The 21,744-nt window shown below is 59.9% G+C and carries 21 protein-coding genes; 6 read left to right on the plus strand and 15 right to left on the minus strand.

Features of this window, described 5'->3' with window-relative positions:
- Positions 1-18: 18 nt before the first annotated feature.
- From QFX16_RS01890 to ubiE, 5 genes are all read right to left on the minus strand, one after another.
- A complete protein-coding gene (locus QFX16_RS01890) occupies positions 19-351 on the minus strand; it encodes a phosphoribosyl-ATP diphosphatase (RefSeq protein ID WP_008047820.1) in 333 nt (110 codons plus the stop codon).
- Positions 344-745, minus strand: a complete 402-nt coding sequence (hisI, locus tag QFX16_RS01895) for a phosphoribosyl-AMP cyclohydrolase (protein ID WP_008149521.1) — start codon at positions 743-745, stop codon at positions 344-346. The genes QFX16_RS01890 and hisI overlap by 8 nt, the downstream gene beginning before the upstream one ends.
- Before the next feature lie 80 nt (positions 746-825).
- Positions 826-2,430 (minus strand): ubiquinone biosynthesis regulatory protein kinase UbiB, encoded by a 1,605-nt coding sequence (gene ubiB / locus QFX16_RS01900; protein WP_283182608.1) that lies wholly within the window; start codon positions 2,428-2,430, stop codon positions 826-828.
- Positions 2,427-3,050 (minus strand): ubiquinone biosynthesis accessory factor UbiJ, encoded by a 624-nt coding sequence (locus tag QFX16_RS01905; protein ID WP_095127514.1) that lies wholly within the window; start codon positions 3,048-3,050, stop codon positions 2,427-2,429. Before QFX16_RS01905 ends, ubiB begins: the two co-directional genes overlap by 4 nt.
- Positions 3,050-3,820 (minus strand): bifunctional demethylmenaquinone methyltransferase/2-methoxy-6-polyprenyl-1,4-benzoquinol methylase UbiE, encoded by a 771-nt coding sequence (gene ubiE, locus QFX16_RS01910; protein ID WP_007948968.1) that lies wholly within the window; start codon positions 3,818-3,820, stop codon positions 3,050-3,052. Before ubiE ends, QFX16_RS01905 begins: the two co-directional genes overlap by 1 nt.
- Before the next feature lie 155 nt (positions 3,821-3,975).
- Between ubiE and QFX16_RS01915 the strand changes: the two genes are divergently transcribed.
- The 3 genes from QFX16_RS01915 (at position 3,976) to QFX16_RS01925 (ending at position 5,634) form a co-directional block, all read left to right on the plus strand.
- Positions 3,976-4,251 (plus strand): polyhydroxyalkanoic acid system family protein, encoded by a 276-nt coding sequence (locus QFX16_RS01915; RefSeq protein WP_149631020.1) that lies wholly within the window; start codon positions 3,976-3,978, stop codon positions 4,249-4,251.
- Between the two features lie 158 nt (positions 4,252-4,409).
- Positions 4,410-4,832, plus strand: coding sequence for a phasin family protein (locus QFX16_RS01920; RefSeq protein WP_283182609.1), 423 nt, complete (start codon positions 4,410-4,412; stop codon positions 4,830-4,832).
- A gap of 10 nt (positions 4,833-4,842) precedes the next feature.
- Positions 4,843-5,634 carry a phasin family protein gene (locus tag QFX16_RS01925; protein WP_283182610.1) on the plus strand — a complete coding sequence of 264 codons (792 nt, stop codon included), beginning with the start codon at positions 4,843-4,845 and terminating at the stop codon, positions 5,632-5,634.
- Between the two features lie 175 nt (positions 5,635-5,809).
- Here QFX16_RS01925 and QFX16_RS01930 read toward each other — a convergent pair whose 3' ends face one another.
- The 10 genes from QFX16_RS01930 to QFX16_RS01975 form a co-directional block, all read right to left on the minus strand.
- Positions 5,810-6,430 (minus strand): TetR/AcrR family transcriptional regulator, encoded by a 621-nt coding sequence (locus tag QFX16_RS01930; RefSeq protein WP_283182611.1) that lies wholly within the window; start codon positions 6,428-6,430, stop codon positions 5,810-5,812.
- Positions 6,431-6,489: 59 nt separating this feature from the next.
- Positions 6,490-8,172 carry a class II poly(R)-hydroxyalkanoic acid synthase gene (gene phaC, locus QFX16_RS01935; protein ID WP_283182612.1) on the minus strand — a complete coding sequence of 561 codons (1,683 nt, stop codon included), beginning with the start codon at positions 8,170-8,172 and terminating at the stop codon, positions 6,490-6,492.
- 115 nt (positions 8,173-8,287) lie between these two features.
- Positions 8,288-9,142: a poly(3-hydroxyalkanoate) depolymerase gene (phaZ, locus tag QFX16_RS01940; RefSeq protein WP_283182613.1), complete on the minus strand. Its 855-nt coding sequence runs from the start codon at positions 9,140-9,142 to the stop codon at positions 8,288-8,290.
- A 157-nt stretch (positions 9,143-9,299) separates the two neighbouring features.
- The gene (gene phaC / locus QFX16_RS01945) at positions 9,300-10,979 is read right to left on the minus strand and encodes a class II poly(R)-hydroxyalkanoic acid synthase (RefSeq protein WP_283182614.1); all 1,680 of its coding nucleotides are present in this window, start codon (positions 10,977-10,979) and stop codon (positions 9,300-9,302) included.
- A 257-nt stretch (positions 10,980-11,236) separates the two neighbouring features.
- A complete protein-coding gene (locus QFX16_RS01950; protein ID WP_219093399.1) occupies positions 11,237-11,608 on the minus strand; it encodes a gamma-butyrobetaine hydroxylase family protein in 372 nt (123 codons plus the stop codon).
- Positions 11,609-11,751: 143 nt separating this feature from the next.
- Positions 11,752-13,092, minus strand: coding sequence for an ATP-dependent protease ATPase subunit HslU (gene hslU, locus QFX16_RS01955; protein WP_283182615.1), 1,341 nt, complete (start codon positions 13,090-13,092; stop codon positions 11,752-11,754).
- Positions 13,093-13,147: 55 nt separating this feature from the next.
- Entirely contained in the window at positions 13,148-13,678 is a 531-nt protein-coding gene (gene hslV, locus QFX16_RS01960) for an ATP-dependent protease subunit HslV (RefSeq protein WP_283182616.1), read from the minus strand.
- A 149-nt stretch (positions 13,679-13,827) separates the two neighbouring features.
- Positions 13,828-14,535 (minus strand): SPOR domain-containing protein, encoded by a 708-nt coding sequence (locus QFX16_RS01965; RefSeq protein ID WP_008149545.1) that lies wholly within the window; start codon positions 14,533-14,535, stop codon positions 13,828-13,830.
- 1 nt (position 14,536) lies between these two features.
- Complete coding sequence (gene argS / locus QFX16_RS01970) at positions 14,537-16,273, minus strand: arginine--tRNA ligase (protein WP_283182617.1); 1,737 nt, start codon at positions 16,271-16,273, stop codon at positions 14,537-14,539.
- Positions 16,274-16,527: 254 nt separating this feature from the next.
- Positions 16,528-18,747, minus strand: coding sequence for a primosomal protein N' (locus QFX16_RS01975; protein ID WP_283182618.1), 2,220 nt, complete (start codon positions 18,745-18,747; stop codon positions 16,528-16,530).
- Positions 18,748-19,033: 286 nt separating this feature from the next.
- On the opposite strand from QFX16_RS01975, the gene rpmE reads away from it, so the two are divergent.
- The 3 genes from rpmE (at position 19,034) to QFX16_RS01990 (ending at position 21,529) form a co-directional block, all read left to right on the plus strand.
- On the plus strand, positions 19,034-19,264 hold the full coding sequence (gene rpmE / locus QFX16_RS01980) for a 50S ribosomal protein L31 (protein ID WP_008080648.1): 231 nt from the start codon (positions 19,034-19,036) through the stop codon (positions 19,262-19,264).
- Positions 19,265-19,278: 14 nt separating this feature from the next.
- Positions 19,279-20,079 (plus strand): thermonuclease family protein, encoded by an 801-nt coding sequence (locus QFX16_RS01985; protein ID WP_283182619.1) that lies wholly within the window; start codon positions 19,279-19,281, stop codon positions 20,077-20,079.
- A gap of 181 nt (positions 20,080-20,260) precedes the next feature.
- Positions 20,261-21,529 (plus strand): malic enzyme-like NAD(P)-binding protein, encoded by a 1,269-nt coding sequence (locus QFX16_RS01990; RefSeq protein ID WP_283182620.1) that lies wholly within the window; start codon positions 20,261-20,263, stop codon positions 21,527-21,529.
- The last annotated feature ends 215 nt before the right edge of the window (positions 21,530-21,744 follow it).

A 21,744-nucleotide genomic window follows, 5' to 3' on the forward strand; every position in this document is an offset into this window, starting at 1 on the left:
CTCCTCTCTAATAGTTGTTCAGGCGGACGGACGCGAGGCTTTCTCGGCGTGTCCGGACAGACCGAAACGACGGTCCAGTTCATCGAGTACAGCCTGTGGATGCTGCCCCAGTTGGGCGAGCATGACCATGCTGTGGAACCACAAATCGGCGGTTTCGTAGATCACATCGCTACAGTCACCGCTGATAGCGGCATCCTTGGCGGCAATGATGGTTTCGACCGACTCTTCGCCGACTTTTTCCAGAATCTTGTTCAAGCCCTTGTGGTACAGGCTGGCGACATACGAGCTGTCGGCGGCGGCGCCTTTGCGCTCTTCCAGCACTTCGGCCAGACGGGTCAGAGTGTCACTCATGGCTGTGTCCTGCGGAATAGATGGCGTGCGGGTCTTTGAGCACCGGGTCGACGGTTTTCCAGTCGCCGTTCTCGAAGACGCGGTAGAAGCAGCTCTGACGGCCGGTATGGCAAGCGATGTCGCCGATCTGCTCGACCATCAGGATGATCACGTCGGCGTCACAGTCCAGGCGCATCTCATGCAGGGTTTGCACGTGACCGGACTCTTCGCCCTTGCGCCACAGCTTGCCACGGGAACGTGACCAGTAAATGGCGCGGTTCTCGGCAGCGGTCAGTTCCAGCGCTTCACGGTTCATCCAGGCCATCATCAGGACGCGCCCGGTCTTGTGATCCTGGGCAATCGCCGGCACCAGGCCGTCGGCGTCCCACTTGATCTCGTCCAGCCAGTTTTTCATCTTCGACTCCGACAGCGGTTCCACACCTCATGAGTAGAACCCAAGCGTTGAAACAGTGTGCCAGCGTGCGGGGGCGCTGGCTATCGGCGAACGACCAGATACAAACCGACCGCCACCATGATGCCGGCCGGCCAATGACCCAGTTCGTTCAGCGGCCCACCGGCAGCGAGTATGGTGCCGCCGGCCAGGTGCGCACAGCCGAGCAGTCGCAGCAGCCAATCGTCCTTGCGACGGTGCCACGGTGGCGGCGGGTCGTAAGCGTGAGGCTGGGACATGCGTTCAAGCAGGTCACGGGCCATGTTGGCCAGGTGCGGCAGCTGTTCGAACTGGCTCTGCACGTTGCCGATCAAGGCTTTGGGGCTGACGCGTTCGCGCATCCAGCGTTCGAGGAACGGCTGGGCGGTGTTCCACAAATCGAGGTCCGGGTACAGCTGACGACCCAGGCCTTCGATGTTCAACAGGGTTTTTTGCAGCAGAACCAGCTGCGGCTGCACTTCCATGTTGAAGCGCCGAGCGGTCTGGAACAGGCGCATCAGCACCTGACCGAAGGAAATATCTTTTAACGGTTTTTCGAAGATTGGCTCGCACACGGTGCGGATCGCCGCTTCGAATTCGTTGAGTTTGGTTTCCGCCGGCACCCAGCCCGAATCGATGTGCAGCTGCGCGACACGACGGTAATCACGCTTGAAGAACGCGAACAGGTTGCGCGCCAGGTAATCCTGATCTTCCGGGGTCAGGCTGCCGACGATGCCGCAGTCGATCGCAATGTACTGCGGGCTCCACGGGTTCACGGTGCTGACGAAAATGTTGCCGGGATGCATGTCGGCGTGGAAAAAGCTGTCGCGGAACACTTGGGTGAAGAAGATCTCGACACCGCGTTCGGCGAGCATTTTCATGTCGGTGCGCTGGTCGGCCAGGGTCGTCAGATCGGTCACTTGAATGCCGTAGATGCGCTCCATCACCAGCACTTTCGGCCGGCACCAGTCCCAATAGACTAGCGGCACGTAGAGCAATGGCGAGCCGTCGAAGTTACGCCGCAACTGGCTGGCGTTGGCTGCCTCGCGCAGCAGGTCGAGTTCGTCGTAGATGGTTTTTTCGTAGTCCTGGACCACGTCCACCGGGTGCAGCAGGCGCGCGTCGGCCGAGAGCTTTTCGGCGGTGCGGGCGAGGATGAACAACCACGCCAGGTCCTGGGCAATGATCGGCTTCAGGCCCGGGCGGATGACCTTGACTACCACTTCTTCACCGGTTTTCAGTTGCGCGGCATGCACTTGCGCCACCGAGGCCGAGGCCAGCGGTTCGACGTCGAAGCGGCTGAAGACTTCACTGATTTTTTTGCCGAGCTGCTCTTCGATCAGCCGGATCGACACTTGCGAATCGAACGGCGGCACGCGGTCCTGCAGCTTCATCAGCTCATCGGCGATGTCTTCCGGCAGCAGGTCGCGGCGGGTGGACAGGATTTGCCCGAACTTGATGAAAATCGGTCCCAGGTCCTGCAACGCCAGGCGCAATCGCGCGCCACGGCTCAGGTCCAGCGTCTTGCGCGGGAACCAGCGCCACGGCAAGGCGTAGCGCAACGCCAACAGAAACCAGGGCAGTGGCAGGGCGAACAGCAGGTCATCGAGGCGGTAGCGAATCACAACGCGCTGGATGCGCAACAAACGGCGGACGGCAAGCAGCTTCATGCGTTATCGCTTGGGTCGAGGGATCGGGAAAGGCGCTCGAATCGCGCCTCGAGACGTTCCAGATCGAGTTTGATCTGGTCCAGTTCACTAAAACGGGCTTCGGCTTCGCGTTGACCGACGAGGGTGCGCGATTCTTCGGCCAGGTATTCGCCAAGGTTCTGATTGAGGCTGGCGAACCCTTGCTGATACCAGCGTGCGCGACTGCGCAGGTGACCGCCGACCAGTTGCGTGGCGACAGGTCCCAGCCAGCGCGAGAGTTCGTACTCCCAGTCCAGCTCAAGGTCCTGAAGGATCGCCGCCAGTTCCAGCAGCACGCCGCTGTCGCCGTCGAGTTCGACTTCAGGAGCATGCAGGACGGAAGTCTTGTCCTTGCTCATCGCCAGTTTCAGCAGGCTGGAGGCCGGTGCGCGCAAGGTGCAGTCGGCGCCGGTTTCCCAGTGGGAAGCCAGCATCAAGCCTTCGTCGCTGGGCAGAATGAACACTTGCAGCGCCGGGCTGCGGCAGTCGACGGCAATCACCTTGCCACTCAAATGCGCCAGCCGCGGCAACGCCGTGCTGTCGAGACGCAGCACCCGGTTCAGACCGAGTTCAACGCTGGCGAGCAGACCGGCCAGCAACATCAGGGTTTGATGCCGCGGTGCAGGGCGACGATGCCTGCGGTCATGTTGTGGTAGGTCACGCGGTCGAAACCGGCCTCGACCATCATCGACTTCAGGGTTTCCTGATTCGGGTGCATGCGGATCGATTCGGCCAGGTAGCGATAGCTTTCCGAGTCGTTGGTGATCAGCTTGCCCATCAGCGGCATGAAGGCGAACGAGTAGGCGTCGTAGGCTTTGGACATCAGCGCGTTGGTTGGCTTGGAGAACTCCAGCACCAGCAAACGGCCTCCCGGTTTCAGCACGCGCAGCATCGAACGCAGGGCGTCTTCTTTATGCGTAACGTTGCGCAGGCCGAAAGCGATAGTCACGCAGTCGAAATGGTTGTCCGGGAATGGCAGCTTTTCAGCGTCGGCCTGGACGAATTCGACGTTGCCGGCCACACCCAGATCCAGCAGGCGGTCACGACCGACCTTGAGCATGGATTCGTTGATGTCGGCCAACACCACCTGGCCGGTCGGGCCAACGAGGTGCGAGAACTTCTTGGTCAGGTCGCCGGTACCGCCAGCGATGTCCAGCACGCGATTACCGGTGCGAACGCCCGACAGTTCGATCGCGAAACGCTTCCACAGGCGGTGCATGCCGCCCGACAGGAGGTCGTTCATCAAGTCGTACTTGGCGGCTACCGAGTGGAAAACTTCAGCGACTTTTTCCGCTTTCTGGCTTTCCGGAACGTTTTTGAAGCCGAAGTGAGTGGTGGGTTCGGCATCGCTGCCTTTGCGCTGATCAGTCATATCGCTGTCACCAAAAGAGAATGCGGGACATTCTAATCCCGGTGGCCTGCTTTGTCTTGGCAAGGCTGCAGGTAAGATAGGTAACCACCGGGACGTTTTGCCGCAGTAGCGGTCAAGATGCTTCGGGAAAGTATTCATAAAACAGGAGTCATTCGATGGCCCGTATTAGTGTTGAGCGTGCCCACGGCCTGGGTAAGGAAGCGGCCCGCGAGAAGGCCGACAAGTTGGCGCAGAAACTGTCCGATCAATATGGCCTGGAGCCGCAATGGTCCGGCGACACCCTGAACCTCAAGCGTTCCGGAGTGAAAGGCGCGGTGTATGTGGGCGAGGATTCGATCAAGGTCGATGTCGAACTCGGTCTGTTGATGTCGGCCATGAGCGGCACGATCAAATCGGAAATCGAGAAGGCCCTCGATAAAGCGTTGGCTTGACCGGCAGTGGATTTGTGAATGCAATTCCTGTGGGAGCGTTGTACCCAAACGTTTATGTCAGTTGTTAGGGTGCTGTTTCTAATTATTCTCACTACTTTGTGCCTGAGCCCGACTCTTTCGCGGGCAGTTCCTCAAACCTTCTGCGCGTGAGGTGCACCATGGCCAAAGTTATTTTGAAGAAAAAAATCGACGCTTCGACGACTGCTCTGAGCGACGTTAAATCTTACGCCCGCAAGATCTGGCTGGCAGGCCTGGGGGCCTACACCAGGGTCGGCCAAGAGGGCAACGAGTACTTTCAAGAGTTGATCGTCGCGGGTCAAGCTGTTGAAAAGAAAGGCAAAGAAGCAGTTGCCGAGAAACTTGAAGCAGCGAATGCCGAGATCGATGAAGCCAAGAGTGAAGTCACTACTTTCAAAGGTAAGGTCGAAGTTCAACTCGACAAGGTCGAGAAGGCTTTTGACTCGCGTGTCGCAAGTACCTTGAATCGTATCGGCATTCCGTCTAAACATGACGTTGAGACACTCTCTGCCAAGCTCGATGAGCTGACGGCATTGCTCGAACGCGTCGCGCGTAAATCTTAAGGAGAACGGGATGGCTGGTAAAAAGAATACTGAAAAAGAAGGCAGCTCGTGGATCGGGAAGGTTGAAGACTACTCCCGCAAAATCTGGCTGGCTGGTTTAGGCGTGTACTCGAAGATCGACACTGACGGCAGCAAGCTCTTCGATACATTGGTTAAAGACGGCGAGAAAGCCGAGAAGCTCACCAAGAGCGCTGTCGACAAGAAAGTCGATGCCGCCAAGGACTCCGCTTCGTCGGCCAAGTCGCGCATCAGCGGCGTGAAAGATCGCGCACTGGGCAAGTGGGATGAGCTGGAAGGGGCTTTTGACAAGCGTCTGAACAGCGCCATTTCGCGCCTGGGTGTACCGAGCCGCAATGAAGTCAAAGCACTGCACAGCAAGGTCGATACCCTGACCAAGCAAATCGAAAAACTCACCGGTGCCAAGGTGGCGTCTGTTGCGGCGAAAACCGCAGTGGCCAAACCTGCAGCGAAGTCCGCTGCCAAACCACTGGCTAAAGCTGCCGCTAAACCAGCAGCCAAAACTGCCGCAGCCAAGCCAGCGGCCAAAGCAGCAGCAAAACCAGCCGCTAAGCCTGCTGCCAAAACTGCAGCAGCCAAGCCAGCGGCAAAACCTGCTGCTGCGAAGAAGCCAGCGGTGAAAAAGCCGGCAGCTCCGAAAGCGGCTGCACCAAAACCAGCAGTGGCTGCCGCCAAACCGGCAACCCCAGCGCCGGTCAGCGCGTCGAACTCCGCTACCGCGCCGACCCCTGCTGCAACCCCGACTGTCGCGCCAGCTCCTTCGACGCCAACCAGTCAGTCCTGATACTCAGGGCTCAAGAAAACGCCCGGCCTGCAAAGGTCGGGCGTTTTTTTATGCACGGATTAATGAACGCCGCAGATCCACTGTGGGAGCGAGCCTGCTCGCGAAAGCGGTGGGTCAGTCGACATCATTTTTGAATGATAAACCGCTTTCGCGAGCAGGCTCGCTCCCACAGGGGTTACTCGTGTTCTTCGAGGTATTGGAGTGCCATCTGCTCCGTCGCGACCTTGATCGGCGGCAGCAGATGCGGCGCCACCAGCATCATGATCTGATACACCACCAATCTCACCTCACCCTCCCGATCAAGAATCCGCTGATAGTCCAGCGAGAACAGCAGCGTCATGGTGATCTGTTCCACCAGTTGCCCCAACGCTTGGGTATCGCTGACCAATTGCCCCTGAGCCTTCAATCGTGCGAGCAACGAAGCCAGCGTGCGCTTCAACGCATTGAGCAGGTTGCGTATGCCCTTGGCCAGTTTCGGCAAGCGCCCGGCGAGGTTCGACAGGTCCTGGAACAGAAACCGGTAATGGGCCAGGCGTTCGATGATCAGGTGCAGGAACAGCCAGTAATCTTCCGGTGCAAGTTCTACATCGGCCGGTGGATCGAGCAGGGGCGCCAGTTCGGACTGGAAGCGCTCGAACAGTCCGAGAATCAACGGTTCCTTGCCGTGGAAGTGGTAGTAGAGGTTGCCCGGGCTGATGCCCATTTCGTTGGCCACTTCCATGGTGGAGACGTTCGGCTCGCCCTTCTGATTGAACAACTGCAAAGCACATTCGAGAATCCGGTCGCGGGTTTTCATCCAGTCTTCTTAATGGTCGAGTCATGCCACGGCCGGCGCCGGCCGTGGTTCGTTGTCAGTCAGCGCACGCGCACATAAGTGCCGGGTGCCGCTTCCATCGGTGGATAGTTCTGGTTGCCAAGCGCCATGTGGGTTTCTTTTAGCGCGCCTGAACGTTCTTGAATCCAGCCCAGCCATTGGGTCCACCAACTGCCGTCGACTTGCTTGGCGTCGTAATACCAGGCCCGTGGGTCGCTGCTCAGCTTCGTGCTCTCGACGAAGTTGGCTTTCGGGTTGGAGGGCGGGTTGAGAATGCTCTGCACATGCCCGCTGTTGGACAGCACGAAGCGTCGCTCGCCACCCAGCAGCAGGGTCGAGCGATACACCGCATCCCACGGGGTGATGTGGTCATTGATGCCCGCCACGCTGAAGCTGTCGACGTTGACTTTCTGCAAGTCAATCGGCGTGCCGCACACCTCCAGACCTCCCGGATGACTCAGCGGGTTGTGTTTGAAGAAATCCAGCAAGTCGCCATGCAAGGCTGCCGGCAAACGTGTGTTGTCGTTGTTCCAGTAGAGGATGTCGAACGCCGGAGGCTCTTTGCCCAACAGGTAGTTGTTAACGAAATAGCTCCAGATCAAATCGTTGGGGCGCATCCAGGTGAAGACCCTGGCCATGTCGCGGCCGTCCAGCACGCCTTTCTGATAGGAGCGACGTTTGGCCGCCTCAAGCGTCTGTTCGTCGGCGAAGAGGGTCGCAGGCGAGTCCATCTGACTGTCGAGCAGGCTCACGAGATAGGTCGCGCTGGACACTCGCCGCAGTTGCCGCTTGGCCTGTAAGTGACCTTGCAGGGCGGCGATGGTCAGCCCGCCCGCGCAGGCGCCCATCAGATTGACCTCACGAGCGCCGGTGATCGCCCGGCACACATTCATCGCTTCTTCCACGGCTTCAACGTATGTCGACAGCCCCCATTCGCGATGACGTACATCCGGATTGCGCCAACTGATCATGAAGGTCTGCAAACCATTCTTCAGGGCGAACTGGACGAAGCTGTTGTGCGGACTCAGGTCGAAAATGTAGTACTTGTTGATCTGTGGCGGCACCACCAGCAGCGGTTTGGAATACTGCTTTTCGCTCATGGGCTTGTACTGGATCAACTCCAGCAACTCATTGCGAAACACCACGGAGCCCGTAGTGGTGGCGACCGTTTTGCCGACCTCGAAAGCTTGCTTGGTGACTTGTCTGGGCAGACCGTCGTTGTGCAGGAAGTCGTCGACCAGGTGGCTGATACCTCGCACGAGGCTGTTGCCGCCGGAGTTGAAGATCTCCTTGATCGCCAGCGGATTAAGCAGGCTGTTGGACGGTGCCATGGCGTCGTTGAGCAAGGCGAACGCGAAGTGGGCACGGGCGCGATCGTCCGGGGTCATGTTGCTGTCGTCGATCCAGTGTTTGACCTGCTTCTGCCAGCTCAGGTAGGCCTGCAAACTGCGGCGATAAAAAGGGTTGAGGCTCCACGCCGGATCGGCAAAGCGATTGTCCTGCGGATTGGTCGGGTGCAGGGTTTCGCCCAGCAGTACGCGGCCCAGTTGACCGCCCAGCTTCAAGGCGTGTCGGGCGGTGTGCACCGGGTTGCGCAAACCATGGGCGGCAACGCTGCGCAGTGTGGAAAACAGATCCCGACCACGCAGGCCGGTAATCGCACTCTGTGCGTTGATGAACGCGGCGGGAGTGGGCAAAAATTCCCTCGCTGGTTTTTCGCGCATGAATGAACACTCCTTCGTCTTCAGGCCAAATACAGATACACCGAACCAGAACACCATAGACGCTGTTGCGGATTGTTGCGCGGCGCTGCGTCTTCCCCGACCGACAATGGGCCGATTAGCCGCCCAATGGCGCGGGATGTGGATGCATCACGGCACGCTGACGTTCTTCCTCGAGAAACTTCATGATGATCGGTGCCACTGCTTCGGCCCGAGTAATCAAAAACAGATGCCCGTCATCGATGATGTGCAACTGGGCGTTGGGAATCCGCCAGGCCAGCAACCGCATGTTGACCAACGGAATCAGTGGATCGTCGTCACCGGCCAGTACCAGGGTTGGCTGGTGGATCTTGTGCAACCAGTGAATGCTGGTCCAGCCCAGGCCGGCGAACAGCTGCCAGTAGTAACCGAGTTTGCCTGCCGAGCGGACCTTGGCGGCATGGCTGGCGGCGAGGGTTGGATCGCGACGGAACGCACCGCCGTAGATCATCGGCGCAATGCGAATCACGTGAGACGGCTGGATGTAGCGTCGTGGGCTGGCCATCATCCACAGGACTCTCGGCTTGCCCGGCACCATCACCGTGCCAGCCGCCGTGGCCGCCAGAACGAGTTTCTTGCAGCGCTCGGGATAGTCGTAAGCGAACTGCTGGGCGAGGGCGCCGCCCCAGGAAACGCCGATTACGTTGACTTTCCCGTAGTCGAGATAGTCGAGCATCCGCGCCGTGAGTTTCGCCAGGCCCGGAAAGCGATACGGTCGCCTTGGCGTCGACGAACCGCCGACACCAGGGACGTCGAAGGCGATGACTTCCAGGTCCGGGTCCAGCGCCGCGACAAACGGAAACACCAGCTCCAGGTTGGCGCCGATGCCGTTGAAAATCAGCAAGGGCGTCAAGTGAGGCTTGCCGGGGCGTACTGCCGTGCGGAGGGTCTGGCCATCCAGGTCGACGGTACGGAATATGAACGGTTGCGGCATGCTTCAGGCCCTGTGGGTCACTGTCTCAATTTCACCCCCCGATCCCCTGTAGGAGCTGAGCTTGCTCGCGATAGCGGTGGGTCAGGCGCAGCAAATTTGACTGTGCCGCCGCCTTCGCGAGCAAGCTCGGCTCCTACAGGGGCGCGAGGTGTGTCAGTTATCGCTCATGCACATAAGTGCCTGGTGCAGCTTCACCTGCCGGATAAGCCTTGTTGCCCAAACTGCCCGGAGACTTCTTCAGCTTGCCCGAACGCTCGGCTTGCCATGCCTGCCAGTGCAGCCACCAGGAATCGGTGTGCTTGGTGGAGTTTTCTTGCCACTCCTCCGCCTTGACCGGCATCTCGGTGCTGGTCATGTAGCGTGATTTCGGATTGCCCGGCGGGTTCAGAATGCTCTGGATATGCCCGCTGCTGGACAGCACGAATTCAACCTTGCCACCGAACAGTTGCGCCGACTTGTAGCAGGACTTCCATGGGGTGATGTGGTCGTTGGTGCCGGCCAGGGAGTAGATGTCGGCAGTGACCTGCTTCAGATCGATCGGTGTGCCGCACACTTCCAGTGCATCAGATCGGATCAGTGGGTTGGTTTTGAACATCTCGATCAGGTCGCCGTGGAACGCTGCGGGCAACCGTGTGGTGTCGTTGTTCCAGAACAGGATGTCGAACACCGGCGGCTCGTTGCCCAGTAGGTAGTTGTTGACCCAGTAGTTCCAGATCAGGTCGTTGGGGCGCATCCAGGCGAAAATTTTCGCCATGTCGCGGCCTTCCAATACGCCGGCCTGATAGGAGTGGCGCTTGGCGGATTCGAGCGTCTGCTCGTCGACGAATAGTGCTACGTCGCTGTCCAGGGTGGTGTCCAGCACGCTGACCAGCAGCGTCAGGGCGTTGACCTTGTTCTCGCCGAGCGCGGCGTAGTGGCCCAGCAGGGCGGTGCAGGTGATGCCGCCGGAGCAGGCGCCGAGCATGTTGATGTCTTTGCTGCCGGTGATCGAGGTGACCACGTCGACCGCTTCCTTGAGCGCTTCGATGTAGGTCGACAGACCCCACTCGCGCTGCTCCTTGGTCGGGTTGCGCCAGCTGACGATGAACGTCTGCACATTGTTGCGCAGGCAGAAGCGCGCCAGGCTCTTGTCCGGGCTGAGGTCGAAAACATAGAACTTGTTGATCTGCGGTGGCACCACCAGCAGTGGGCGCTCGTGCACTTGCTCGGTGGTCGGCCGGTACTGGATCAGCTCCAGCACATCATTGCGAAACACCACCGCGCCTTCGGTGACGCCCAGGCTCTTGCCGACCTCGAACGCCCCCATGTTGACCTGGCTAGGCATGCCGCCGTTGTGCACCAGATCCTTGGCCAGATGGGAGAGGCCGTCGAGCAAGCTTTTGCCACCGGTTTCGAAGAAGCGTTTGACCGCCGCCGGGTTGGCCGCACTGTTGGTCGGGGCCATGGCTTCGGTCATGAGGTTGATCACGAAATGCCCCCGTGCGACGTCCTTGGGCGAGAGGTTGCTGTCGCCGATCCAGTCGTGGAGCTCCTTGCGCCACGCCAGGTAAGTTTGCAAATAACGTTTGTAGAGCGGGTTCTGGCTCCAGGCCGGATCGGCGAAGCGACGGTCATCGCTTGTCGGTAGAAGCTCGGATTTGCCGAACAACACATTCTTCAGTTCAAGACCGAAATGAGCGACATGCCTGGCGCTGTGAATCGGTTGTCTGATGGCCTGCCTAAGCACCATTCGAGCAGAAGCCAGTAAATCCTTTCCACGCAGCCCAACGACAGGATTCAGCCCCAAGGTGTTTTCCGAGGCCTGATACTTCAAGTCATCGTTATTCTTGTTACTCATCTACGACGCTCCATTGTCCTGAGACGAGTACCTGGGTCCAGCTGTGCAGTCCACAGCCAATGCCAGGTACTACTGCTCGGGTGACCGTTAATTCTGCATCGCTGCTTTTTAGTTCAGAGAGCACTGCAGGTACCTTGCCAGCTCCATTGGTTACCCGAGTTTAATTTTTTTCGCAAGCAGGCCAATCGTCGGCCCGGAAGCGGAGCATTCAAACAGATGGAATTAGAAAATGCCCTCTAATGAGCGAAAGGCCTGAGCTAGAGCATCAGCTTGACGATGGATTCGTTCGGATCACGGGTCTTTCCGGCGGCTTTGAGTTCGGCAAGATAATCGTTCCAGAGATCCTCTTGGCGCACGCCCAGCTGGTACAGATATTCCCAGGTGAACAGGCCGCTGTCGTGGCCGTCGTCGAAGGTCAATTTCAGTGCGTACTGACCGGCCGGTTCGACCTTGGTCAGGCCTACGCCGATCTTGCCAAATTGCAGGATAGGTTTGCCGTGACCCTGGACCTCGGCGGAAGGAGAGTGCACGCGCAGGAACTCGGCGGGCAGGTGATGTTCCTCACCGGACGCGTATTTCAGCGACAGGGTTTTCGAGGCTTTGTGCAGTTTGATATCGGTGGGGATCATGACCGGATGTCCGTCTTGTGCGGAACCTTGTGGGAGCGAGCCTGCTCGCGATAGCGGTGCAACAGTCAACACAAGGGTTGAATGTACCGCTGTCATCGCGAGCAGGCTCGCTCCCACAGTTCCACTACATCTGTAAGAGTTGCTTACAGGATATAACGGGACAGGTCTTCGTTCTGCGCCAATTCGCCCAAGTGGCTGTTGACGTAATCGGCGTCGATCACGATCGCTTTGTCGTCGTGGGCACTGGCCAGATCACCGGCGCTGAACGACACCTCTTCGAGCAGACGCTCAAGCAGCGTGTGCAGGCGACGGGCACCGATATTCTCGGTCTTCTCGTTGACCTGCCAGGCGATCTCGGCAATACGCTTGATGCCGTCCGGCTGGAACTCGATCACCAGGCCTTCGGTTTTCAGCAGGGCGCAATACTGCTCGGTGAGCGATGCGTGCGGCTCGCTGAGAATGCGTTCGAAGTCTTCAGGCGTCAGCGCCTTGAGTTCGACACGAATCGGCAGGCGACCTTGCAGCTCAGGCACCAGATCGCTCGGCTTGCTCAGGTGGAACGCACCGGACGCGATGAACAGGATGTGGTCGGTCTTGACCATGCCCAGTTTGGTGTTGACGGTGCAGCCTTCGATCAGCGGCAGCAAGTCGCGCTGTACGCCCTCACGGGACACGTCGACGCCACCGGTGTTGCCTCGCTTGGCGACCTTGTCGATTTCGTCGATGAACACGATGCCGTGCTGCTCGACCGCTTCCAGCGCCTTGGCCTTCAACTCTTCTTCGTTGACCAGGCGACCGGCTTCTTCGTCACGCACCAGTTTCAGCGCTTCCTTGACCTTGATCTTGCGGCTTTTCTTTTTGCCCTTGCCCATGTTGGCGAACAGGCTCTGCAGCTGGTTGGTCATCTCCTCCATGCCCGGTGGCGCGGAGATATCGACACCGGCCATTTCGGCGACTTCGATTTCGATCTCTTTGTCATCCAGCTGACCTTCGCGCAGGCGCTTGCGGAACAGCTGACGGGTGTTGGAGTCGGCCGACGGTGCGGCGTCTTCGTTGCTGAAGCCCATGCGTGCCGGTGGCAGCAGGGCGTCGAGGATGCGTTCTTCGGCGGCGTCTTCGGCGCGGTGGCGAACCTTGGTCATTTCCTGTTCGCGCAACAGTTTGATCGCCGCGTCAGCCAGGTCACGAATGATCGATTCAACGTCGCGGCCGACATAACCGACTTCGGTGAACTTGGTTGCTTCGACTTTGATGAACGGCGCATTGGCCAGTTTCGCCAGGCGACGAGCAATCTCGGTTTTACCAACACCGGTCGGGCCGATCATCAGGATGTTCTTGGGGGTCACTTCAACGCGCAGCTCTTCAGGCAGCTGCATCCGGCGCCAGCGGTTACGCAGCGCGATGGCGACGGCGCGCTTGGCATCGTCCTGGCCGATGATATGGCGATTGAGTTCGTGGACGATTTCACGGGGAGTCATGGACATAGTAATTGGCGGTCCTCAAGTAAAAGTGAGCCGTGGCGTGTTGGCCAAAACAGGCTTACTCAGCGAGGTCCTGCTCCTCAATGGTGAAGGTGTGGTTGGTGAATACACAGATGTCGCCGGCGATGCCGAGGGCGGTTTCGACGATTTCCCGGGCCGACAGATCGGTTTTCTTCAGCAGTGCGCTGGCGGCGGCCTGGGCGAAACCGCCGCCGGAGCCCATGGCGATCAGACCTTCTTCAGGTTCGACCACGTCGCCGTTGCCGGTGATGATCAGAGAGGCGTCTTTGTTCGCGACCGCGAGCATGGCTTCGAGGCGGCTGAGGGAGCGGTCAGTGCGCCATTCTTTGGCGAGTTCGACAGCGGCGCGAACCAGGTGGCCTTGATGTTTCTCAAGCTGGCCCTCAAAACGCTCGAAGAGGGTGAAGGCGTCAGCGGTGGCCCCGGCAAAACCGGCGATCACTTGGCCGTGGTACAGGCGGCGAACTTTCTTCGCGTTGCCTTTCATCACGGTATTGCCGAGAGAAACCTGGCCGTCGCCGCCCATGACGACTTTGCCGTGGCGGCGAACTGAAACGATGGTGGTCAAGTGAGAGTCTCCACGCAGCGGGGCGAAAATGCCTTATGCCAACTCATATGGGGGTGGTGGAGCGTATTTCAACTGTAGGACGCGGCGGGGGACGAGCGGTGCGCGTATTGATCGTTCCCACGCAGAGCATGGGAACGATCAGTGGAGGGTCAGCGGCTTTGGCGTTGTTGTAACAACAGGTTGCTGAACCCGCTGCCGGCCAGTTGTTTCTGGGCGGTGGTCAGTTGCTCGCGGTTGCTGAACGGTCCGACCAATACCCGATACCAGGTTTCGTCTTTCACGGTGCCGGATTCAACCGCCACAGCCTGACCGAGCAGGATGATCTGCGCCCGAACCTTGTCCGCATCAGCCTCCTTGCGGAACGAGCCGGCCTGCAGGAAGAACTTGGTCACTGGCGCCGCTTTGGACACCGGTGGCGCTGGCGGCGGGGTAATCCCGGCCAGTGCCGCCTGAGCCCGCGCGGTATCGATCTTCGCTGCTTGCTCTGGCGTGACCGGCGTCGTCGGAATGGCCGGCACTTGTGGCGTCGGCAGGGTTTTCTCCGGCACGGCATCCGGCGGCACGATGACTTCCGATTCCGGCAACAGGGTGTAGAAGTCGTACTTCGGCTTCACCGGTTGCGTCGGGCTCGGCGGGGTCTTGTTGGCCTCGGCGATCTTGGTGGCTTTCTGCTGTTCGATCTTCTCGCGCTTGACGCTCTCGCTGCCCTTGCCCGGTTCCAGCTTCATCAGGAACACAATAAACGCGCCGACCGTCAGGCCGATGGCCATCCACAGCCAGCCCGGGATCGGTTGCTTTGCAGGAGCTTGGTAACGGCTGGCGCCACGCTTGGGTGCAGGTTTTTTCTTGGCAGCCAACTTACATACGCTCCAGAGTTTCCAGACCCAACAGTTCCAGGCCTTGCTTGAGAGTGCGGCCGGTCAGCGCAGCGAGGCGCAGACGGCTCTGCATTTGCGCTGGGGTGTCGGCGCTGAGGATCGGGCAGTTCTCGTAGAAGCTGGAGAACAGGCCGGCAACATCGTACAGGTAGGTGCACAGGATGTGCGGCGTGCCTTTGTCGGAAACGTTGTTCAGCACTTCGCCGAACTGCGCGAGCTTCGCCGCCAATTCGTGTTCGTGCGCCGCTTCGAGGACGATCTGGCCTTCGACTTCGCTGAAGTCCTTGCCGAGTTTGCGGAACACACCGGCCACGCGGGTGTAGGCGTACAGCAGGTACGGCGCAGTGTTGCCTTCGAAGTTCAGCATCAGGTCGAAGTTGAAGCTGTAGTCGCTGGTGCGATGCTTGGACAGGTCGGCATACTTCACCGCGCCAATGCCCACGACCTTGGCGATGTTGCGCAATTCGTCTTCGGCAAGTGTAGGGTTCTTTTCTTTCACCAGGCTGTAGGCACGTTCCTGGGCTTCGGTCAGCAGGTCGATCAACTTCACGGTGCCGCCGTCACGGGTCTTGAATGGACGGCCGTCGGCGCCGTTCATGGTGCCGAAGCCCATGTGTTCCATCTCCATCGGGTGCGTCACGAAGCCGGCCAGGCGCGCGACCTGGAATACTTGCTGGAAGTGCAGGGCCTGACGCTGGTCGACGAAGTACAGCGCGCGATCAGCCTTCAACTTGCCGCTACGGTAACGCACGGCCGCCAGGTCGGTGGTGGCGTAGAGGTAGCCACCGTCAGCCTTGACGATGATCACCGGCAGCGGGTCGCCGTCGGCATTCTTGAACTCGTCGAGGAACACGCACTGGGCGCCGTTGCTTTCGACCAGCAGGCCGGCGGCCTTGAGGTCGTTGACCACGTTGATCAGGTCGTCGTTGTAGGCGCTTTCACCCATCACGTCAGCCATGGTCAGTTTGACGTTCAGCAGTTCGTAGATTTTCTGGCAGTGCGACAGCGAGATGTCTTTGAACTTGGTCCACAGCGCCAGGCAGTCCGGGTCGCCGGCTTGCAGCTTGACCACCAGACCACGGGCGCGATCTGCGAACTCTTCGGATTCGTCGAAGCGTTGTTTGGCCGCACGGTAGAAGTTTTCCAGGTCCGACAGCTCATCGCTGGTGATCGGGTTTTCCTGCAGATACGCCATCAGCATGCCGAACTGGGTGCCCCAGTCGCCGACGTGGTTCTGACGGATCACTTCGTCGCCGAGGAATTCCAGTACGCGCGCCACGCCGTCGCCGATGATGGTCGAGCGCAAGTGGCCGACGTGCATCTCTTTGGCCAGGTTCGGTGCCGACAGGTCGACGACGGTGCGCTGCACCGGGCCGGCCTTACGCACGCCGATGTGCTCGTCGGCCAAAGCGGCGTCCAGGCGAGTGGCCAGGGCTTGGGTGTTCTGGAAGAAGTTCAGGAAGCCAGGGCCGGCGATTTCGGTCTTGGTGACGTTTTCGTCAGCCGGCAGCGCGGCGATGATTTTCTCGGCCAGGTCACGCGGCTTCATGCCGGCCGGTTTGGCCAGCATCATCGCGATGTTGCTGGCGAAATCGCCGTGAGTCTTGTCACGGGAGTTTTCCACCTGGATCGCCGGCGACAGGCCTTCAGGCAACACACCTTCGTTGACGAGTTGGGTGATGGCTTGTTGGATCAGCTGGCGAATGGTGTCTTTCATGGTGTTCTCTTTCGACCGCAAGCGCGGCGGCGCCTGGATGCGCTAGTGGAAAAACTGGGCATTATCCGTTGCGAAGACGGGCTTGCCAACTATAGCGGGCAGGTTATGGATATGTGGTGACTATTAGGGCCTCTTCGCGAGCAAGTCGAATCGTCGCACCGCCGCTCCCACAGTTAATCAGCGGTGTTCATACATTATGTGTCTGGCACAAAACCACTGTGGGAGCGGGCTTGCTCGCGAAGGCGATCTCTAATTCAATACAAATCCACAGGATCGACATCCAGCGACCAACGCACCGCCCGCCCACTCGGCATTTGCTCCAACACCAGCAGCCAGCTGCTTAATAGTCGATGCAGCGGCGCCCGCGCCGTCGCTTGCAGCAACAACTGCGCACGATAACGCCCGGCCCGGCGTTCCATTGGCGCCGGCACCGGCCCGAGCAACTCGATCCCGGTCAGGTTCTGTTCGGCCAGCAAGCGCTCGGCCTCGCTGCACGCCTCATCAAGAAAGCCTTCAGCTTGTCCCGGTTTGTGCGCTTCGGCCCGCAGTAGCGCCAAGTGCGCAAACGGTGGCAGCCCCGCCGAGCGACGTTCGCTCAACGCCTGCTCGGCAAAGGCGAAGTAGCCCTGTTCAGTCAATTGCACCAGCAGCGGATGGTCGGCCAGGTGCGTCTGGATGATCACTTTGCCCGGCTCTTCAGCGCGTCCCGCACGCCCGGCAACCTGGACGATCAACTGCGCCATGCGCTCGCTGGCGCGGAAGTCGCCGGAAAACAGCCCGCCGTCGGCATCGAGAATCGATACCAGGGTCACCCGTGGAAAGTGGTGCCCTTTGGCAAGCATTTGCGTGCCCACCAGAATGCACGGTTGGCCCTTCTGGATGGTCGCGAACAGTTGATTCATCGCGTCTTTGCGCGAAGTGCTGTCGCGGTCGACCCGCAGCACCGGGACGTCCGGGAATAGAATCCCCAGCCGTTCCTCGGCGCGCTCGGTGCCGGCGCCGACTGGCCGCAAATCGACCTTGCCGCATTTCGGGCAATGGCGAGGGACGCGTTCGACGTAGCCACAATGGTGACAACGCAGTTCGCCGGAGCGCTGGTGCACGGTCATGCGCGCATCGCAGCGCTGGCACTCGGACATCCAGCCGCAGTCGTGACACAGCAAGGTCGGGGCAAAACCGCGACGGTTGAGGAACACCAACACTTGTTGGCCAGCGGCCAGCGTCTGGCCGATGGCCTGCTGCATCGGCCCGGAAATGCCGCTGTCCAGTGGGCGGCTTTTCACGTCCAGGCGCAGGAAACGCGGTTGCTTGGCGCCACCGGCACGCTCGTTTAATCGCAGGAGGCCATAACGACCGGTGTAGGCGTTGTGCAGGCTTTCCAGCGAAGGCGTGGCGGAGCCGAGGACAATCGGAATGTTTTCCTGGCGTGCGCGCACCAGTGCCAGGTCGCGGGCGTGATAGCGCAGGCCTTCCTGCTGTTTATAGGAACCGTCGTGCTCTTCATCGATGATGATCAGGCCGGGGTTCTTCATCGGCGTGAACAGTGCCGAGCGGGTGCCAATAATGATGTCGGCGTCACCGTCCCGGGCGGCGAGCCAGGCTTCGAGGCGCTCGCGGTCGTTGACCGCCGAGTGAATCAGCGCGATGCGTGCATTGAAGCGCTGCTCGAAGCGCGCCAGGGTCTGCGGGCCGAGGTTGATCTCCGGGATCAGCACCAGCGCTTGTTTGCCAGCCTCGAGCGTTTCGCGGATCAGCTGCAAATAGACTTCGGTCTTGCCACTGCCGGTGACGCCGGCCAGCAGGAACGCGTGATAACTGTCGAACCCGGCGCGAATCGCCTCATAGGCCGCACGCTGCTCCGGGTTGAGCGGCAGTTCCGGCTGCGCCAGCCAGTGTTCGTGGCGGGCGCCGGGGGCGTGCTTGCGGATTTCGACTTGCACCAGATCCTTGGCCAGCAGCAAATCCAGGCTGTCCTTGCTCAGCATCAGTTTGCTCAACAACTGATGAGCGACGCCGTGGGGATGTTGGGCGAGGGTCGCCAGGGCCTCCCGTTGACGCGGGGCGCGAGCGATGCGCGGGTCATCAAGGCTGGCGCCGGGCGCGGCGGACCAGAAGCGTTCCTGCCGTGCTTCGGCCAGTTCGCCTTGTCGCAACAGTACCGGCAGCGCCCAGCTCAACGTGTCGCCGAGGCTGTGCTGGTAATACTGGGAGGTCCACAGGCACAGTTTGAACAGCGCTGGCGGCAGGGGCGGGGTGGCATCGAGCAGGGCCAGGGCCGGCTTGAGCTTTTCTACCGGCACTTCGCTGTGATCGGTCACCTCCACCAGAATCCCGATCATCTCCCGTCGGCCGAACGGCACCCGCAGGCGCATGCCCGGCTGCAACTGGGCACGCAGGATTCCGGCCGGGGCACGGTAATCGAACAGGCGGCGCAGGGGCGAAGGCAGGGCGAGGCGCAAAATGGCGTCGGGCACGCGGGGGGATCTCGATCAGCGGAAAAAAAACAGCAGGGCCAAGACCTGTGGGAGCGAGCCTGCTCGCGAAGAGGGAGTGTCTGTCAGCATTCATGTCGTCTGACACACCGCTTTCGCGAGCAGGCTCGCTCCCACAGGGACGGCGCTTTGGGCCGGGAGCCTAGCAGACGGTCGGTGTAAGGGACAGCTTGCGTGATTGCAAAGGTCTGGTAGAATCCGCGGCCTAATTATGTGCGGTATTCAACAATAGTGTTGAGTGGCGGCACACTAGCCTGAGGAATACACCATGAAAGCCGATATCCATCCAGCGTACGAAACCATCGAAGTAACTTGCAGCTGCGGCAACAAGTTCGAAACTCGTTCGAACCTGTGCAAGCCACTGGGTACTGACGTATGCAACGAGTGCCACCCGTTCTACACCGGTAAGCAGAAGACTCTGGATACTGGCGGCCGTGTACAGCGCTTCGCAGACCGTTTCGGTGCTTTCGGCAAGAAAGCTCCTGCTGCTGCAGAGTAAGGTTGCAAAGCCCCATGGGCTTTACCTTGCTGATGAAAAAGGCGTCCCTCGTGGGCGCCTTTTTTGTGTCTGCGATTTGGTTTTCCGGTGCCCAGGCCTTCTGCCCGGCGCCGAGCGGGCTGACATCGGTCGCGGTGCAACGGGTAGTGGATGGTGACACGCTGCGCCTGAGCGATGGCCGCAGCGTGCGCATGATCGGTTTGAATACGCCGGAGCTGGGCAAGAAAGGTCGCTCCGACGAGCCGTTCGCGGTGGCGGCACGCCAACGCCTGGAAGCACTGGTGGCTGCCAGCGACGGACGGGTCGGTTTATTGCCCGGTAAAGAAAGCCAAGACCATTACGGTCGCACCTTGGCCCATGTCTACAGCGCCGATGGCGCCAACCTTGAAGCGCAGATGCTCGCTGAAGGACTCGGTTTCCAGGTGGCGGTCGCGCCGAATGTCGATCTGGTCGACTGCCAGCAAGCGGCGGAACACAACGCCCGTCAGGCCGGACTCGGGTTGTGGCGTCAATCCCCTGTACTGAAAGCGAAGCAGATCAACACTTCCGGTTTCGCTGTGCTCAGCGGTCGTGTGAGCAAGGTTCAGCGCAATCGCGGTGGGGTTTGGATCGAGTTGCAGGATTCGGTTGTACTGCGCGTTGCGCCCAATTTGCTGGGGCAGTTCGATGTGGCGAATCTCGAGCGGCTGAAGGGCAGGCAGATCGAGGCCCGTGGCTGGGTGCTGGACCGTTCGCGGCGTGGCGGACTGAAAGAAGGGCAGGCACGCTGGCTTCTGCCATTGACCGACCCAGCGATGCTTCAGATAGCGCAGTGATAAAAATTGTAGACATTTTTTATGTCGATTGTGAACAGTATATCCCTTATGTTTCGCGGCTCTTGGTCCAAAGTCGTAGGGCCGGGCGCTTGACAGGGGTGACTGGTCAGTCTTGTGGGGACTTTGCGACACGCGTATCCTCGGCGGTCCGTCTGTCCAACAGTAAAAGCGGAATGCCCACATGTCTGATTTGAAAACTGCCGCTCTCGAATATCACGCCCATCCTCGTCCAGGGAAGCTGAGTGTCGAGCTCACCAAGGCCACCGCTACCGCCCGCGATCTGTCGCTGGCCTACAGCCCCGGCGTAGCCGAACCAGTACGCGAAATCGCCCGCGACCCTGAACTCGCCTACAAGTACACCGGCAAGGGCAATCTGGTTGCAGTCATTTCCGATGGCACCGCAATTCTCGGCCTGGGTAACCTCGGCCCATTGGCTTCCAAGCCAGTAATGGAAGGTAAAGGCGTGCTGTTCAAGCGCTTCGCCGGCATCGACGTTTTCGACATCGAAGTCGACTCCGAAAGCCCGCAAGCCTTCATCGACACCGTCAAGCGTATCTCCATCACCTTCGGTGGCATCAACCTGGAAGACATCAAGGCACCAGAGTGCTTTGAGATCGAACGCGCTCTGATCGAGCAGTGCGACATTCCGGTATTCCACGATGACCAGCACGGCACCGCGATTGTTACTGCGGCCGGCATGATCAACGCCCTGGAAATCGCTGGCAAAACCCTCGCTGACGCCAAGATCGTCTGCCTGGGCGCCGGTGCGGCCGCCATCTCCTGCATGAAATTGCTGGTGAGCATGGGTGCCAACATCGAAAACATCTTCATGGTTGACCGTACCGGCGTGATCCACTCCGGCCGTGACGACCTGAACCAGTACAAGGCTGTTTTCGCTCACGCGACTGAAAAACGCACGCTGGCCGACGCCCTGAAAGGCGCGGACGTGTTCGTCGGCCTGTCCGGCCCGAACCTGCTGAGCGCTGAAGGCCTGAAATCCATGGCGGCCAACCCGATCGTGTTCGCGTGCTCCAACCCGGACCCGGAAATCTCCCCGGAACTGGCTCACGCCACCCGTGACGACGTGATCATGGCGACCGGCCGTTCGGACTACCCAAACCAGGTCAACAACGTGCTGGGCTTCCCGTTCATCTTCCGTGGCGCCCTGGACGTTCGCGCCAAGCGCATCAACGAAGAAATGAAAGTGGCTGCGGCCAACGCCCTGCGTGAACTGGCCAAGCTGCCGGTTCCTCAGGACGTGTGCGACGCCTACGGCGGCATCAAACTGGAATTCGGTCGTGAGTACATCATTCCGAAACCAATGGATGCCCGTTTGATCACCGTGATCTCCGATGCTGTGGCCAAGGCTGCGATCGAGACCGGCGTAGCGACCCTGCCGTATCCGAAGAACTACCCGCTGAAAAGTGTGGATGACGTGTTCAACGGCTAAGTCGTTGTAGCGCTTCAACAGAAAGCCCCGGCTCTAACAAGTCGGGGCTTTTTTATGACTTAGCGTTTTGCAGCGGTAGTAATGGCTTCATCGCGAGCAGGCTCACTCCCACATTTGACCGATGTGTACGTGAATCCCGGGTACACCCAAATCCACTGTGGGAGCGAGCCTGCTCGCGATGGGGCCATCACAGGCGGTGTAGGGATTGCAGGCAC

Source organism: Pseudomonas svalbardensis, assembly GCF_030053115.1.
GTDB lineage: Bacteria > Pseudomonadota > Gammaproteobacteria > Pseudomonadales > Pseudomonadaceae > Aquipseudomonas > Aquipseudomonas svalbardensis.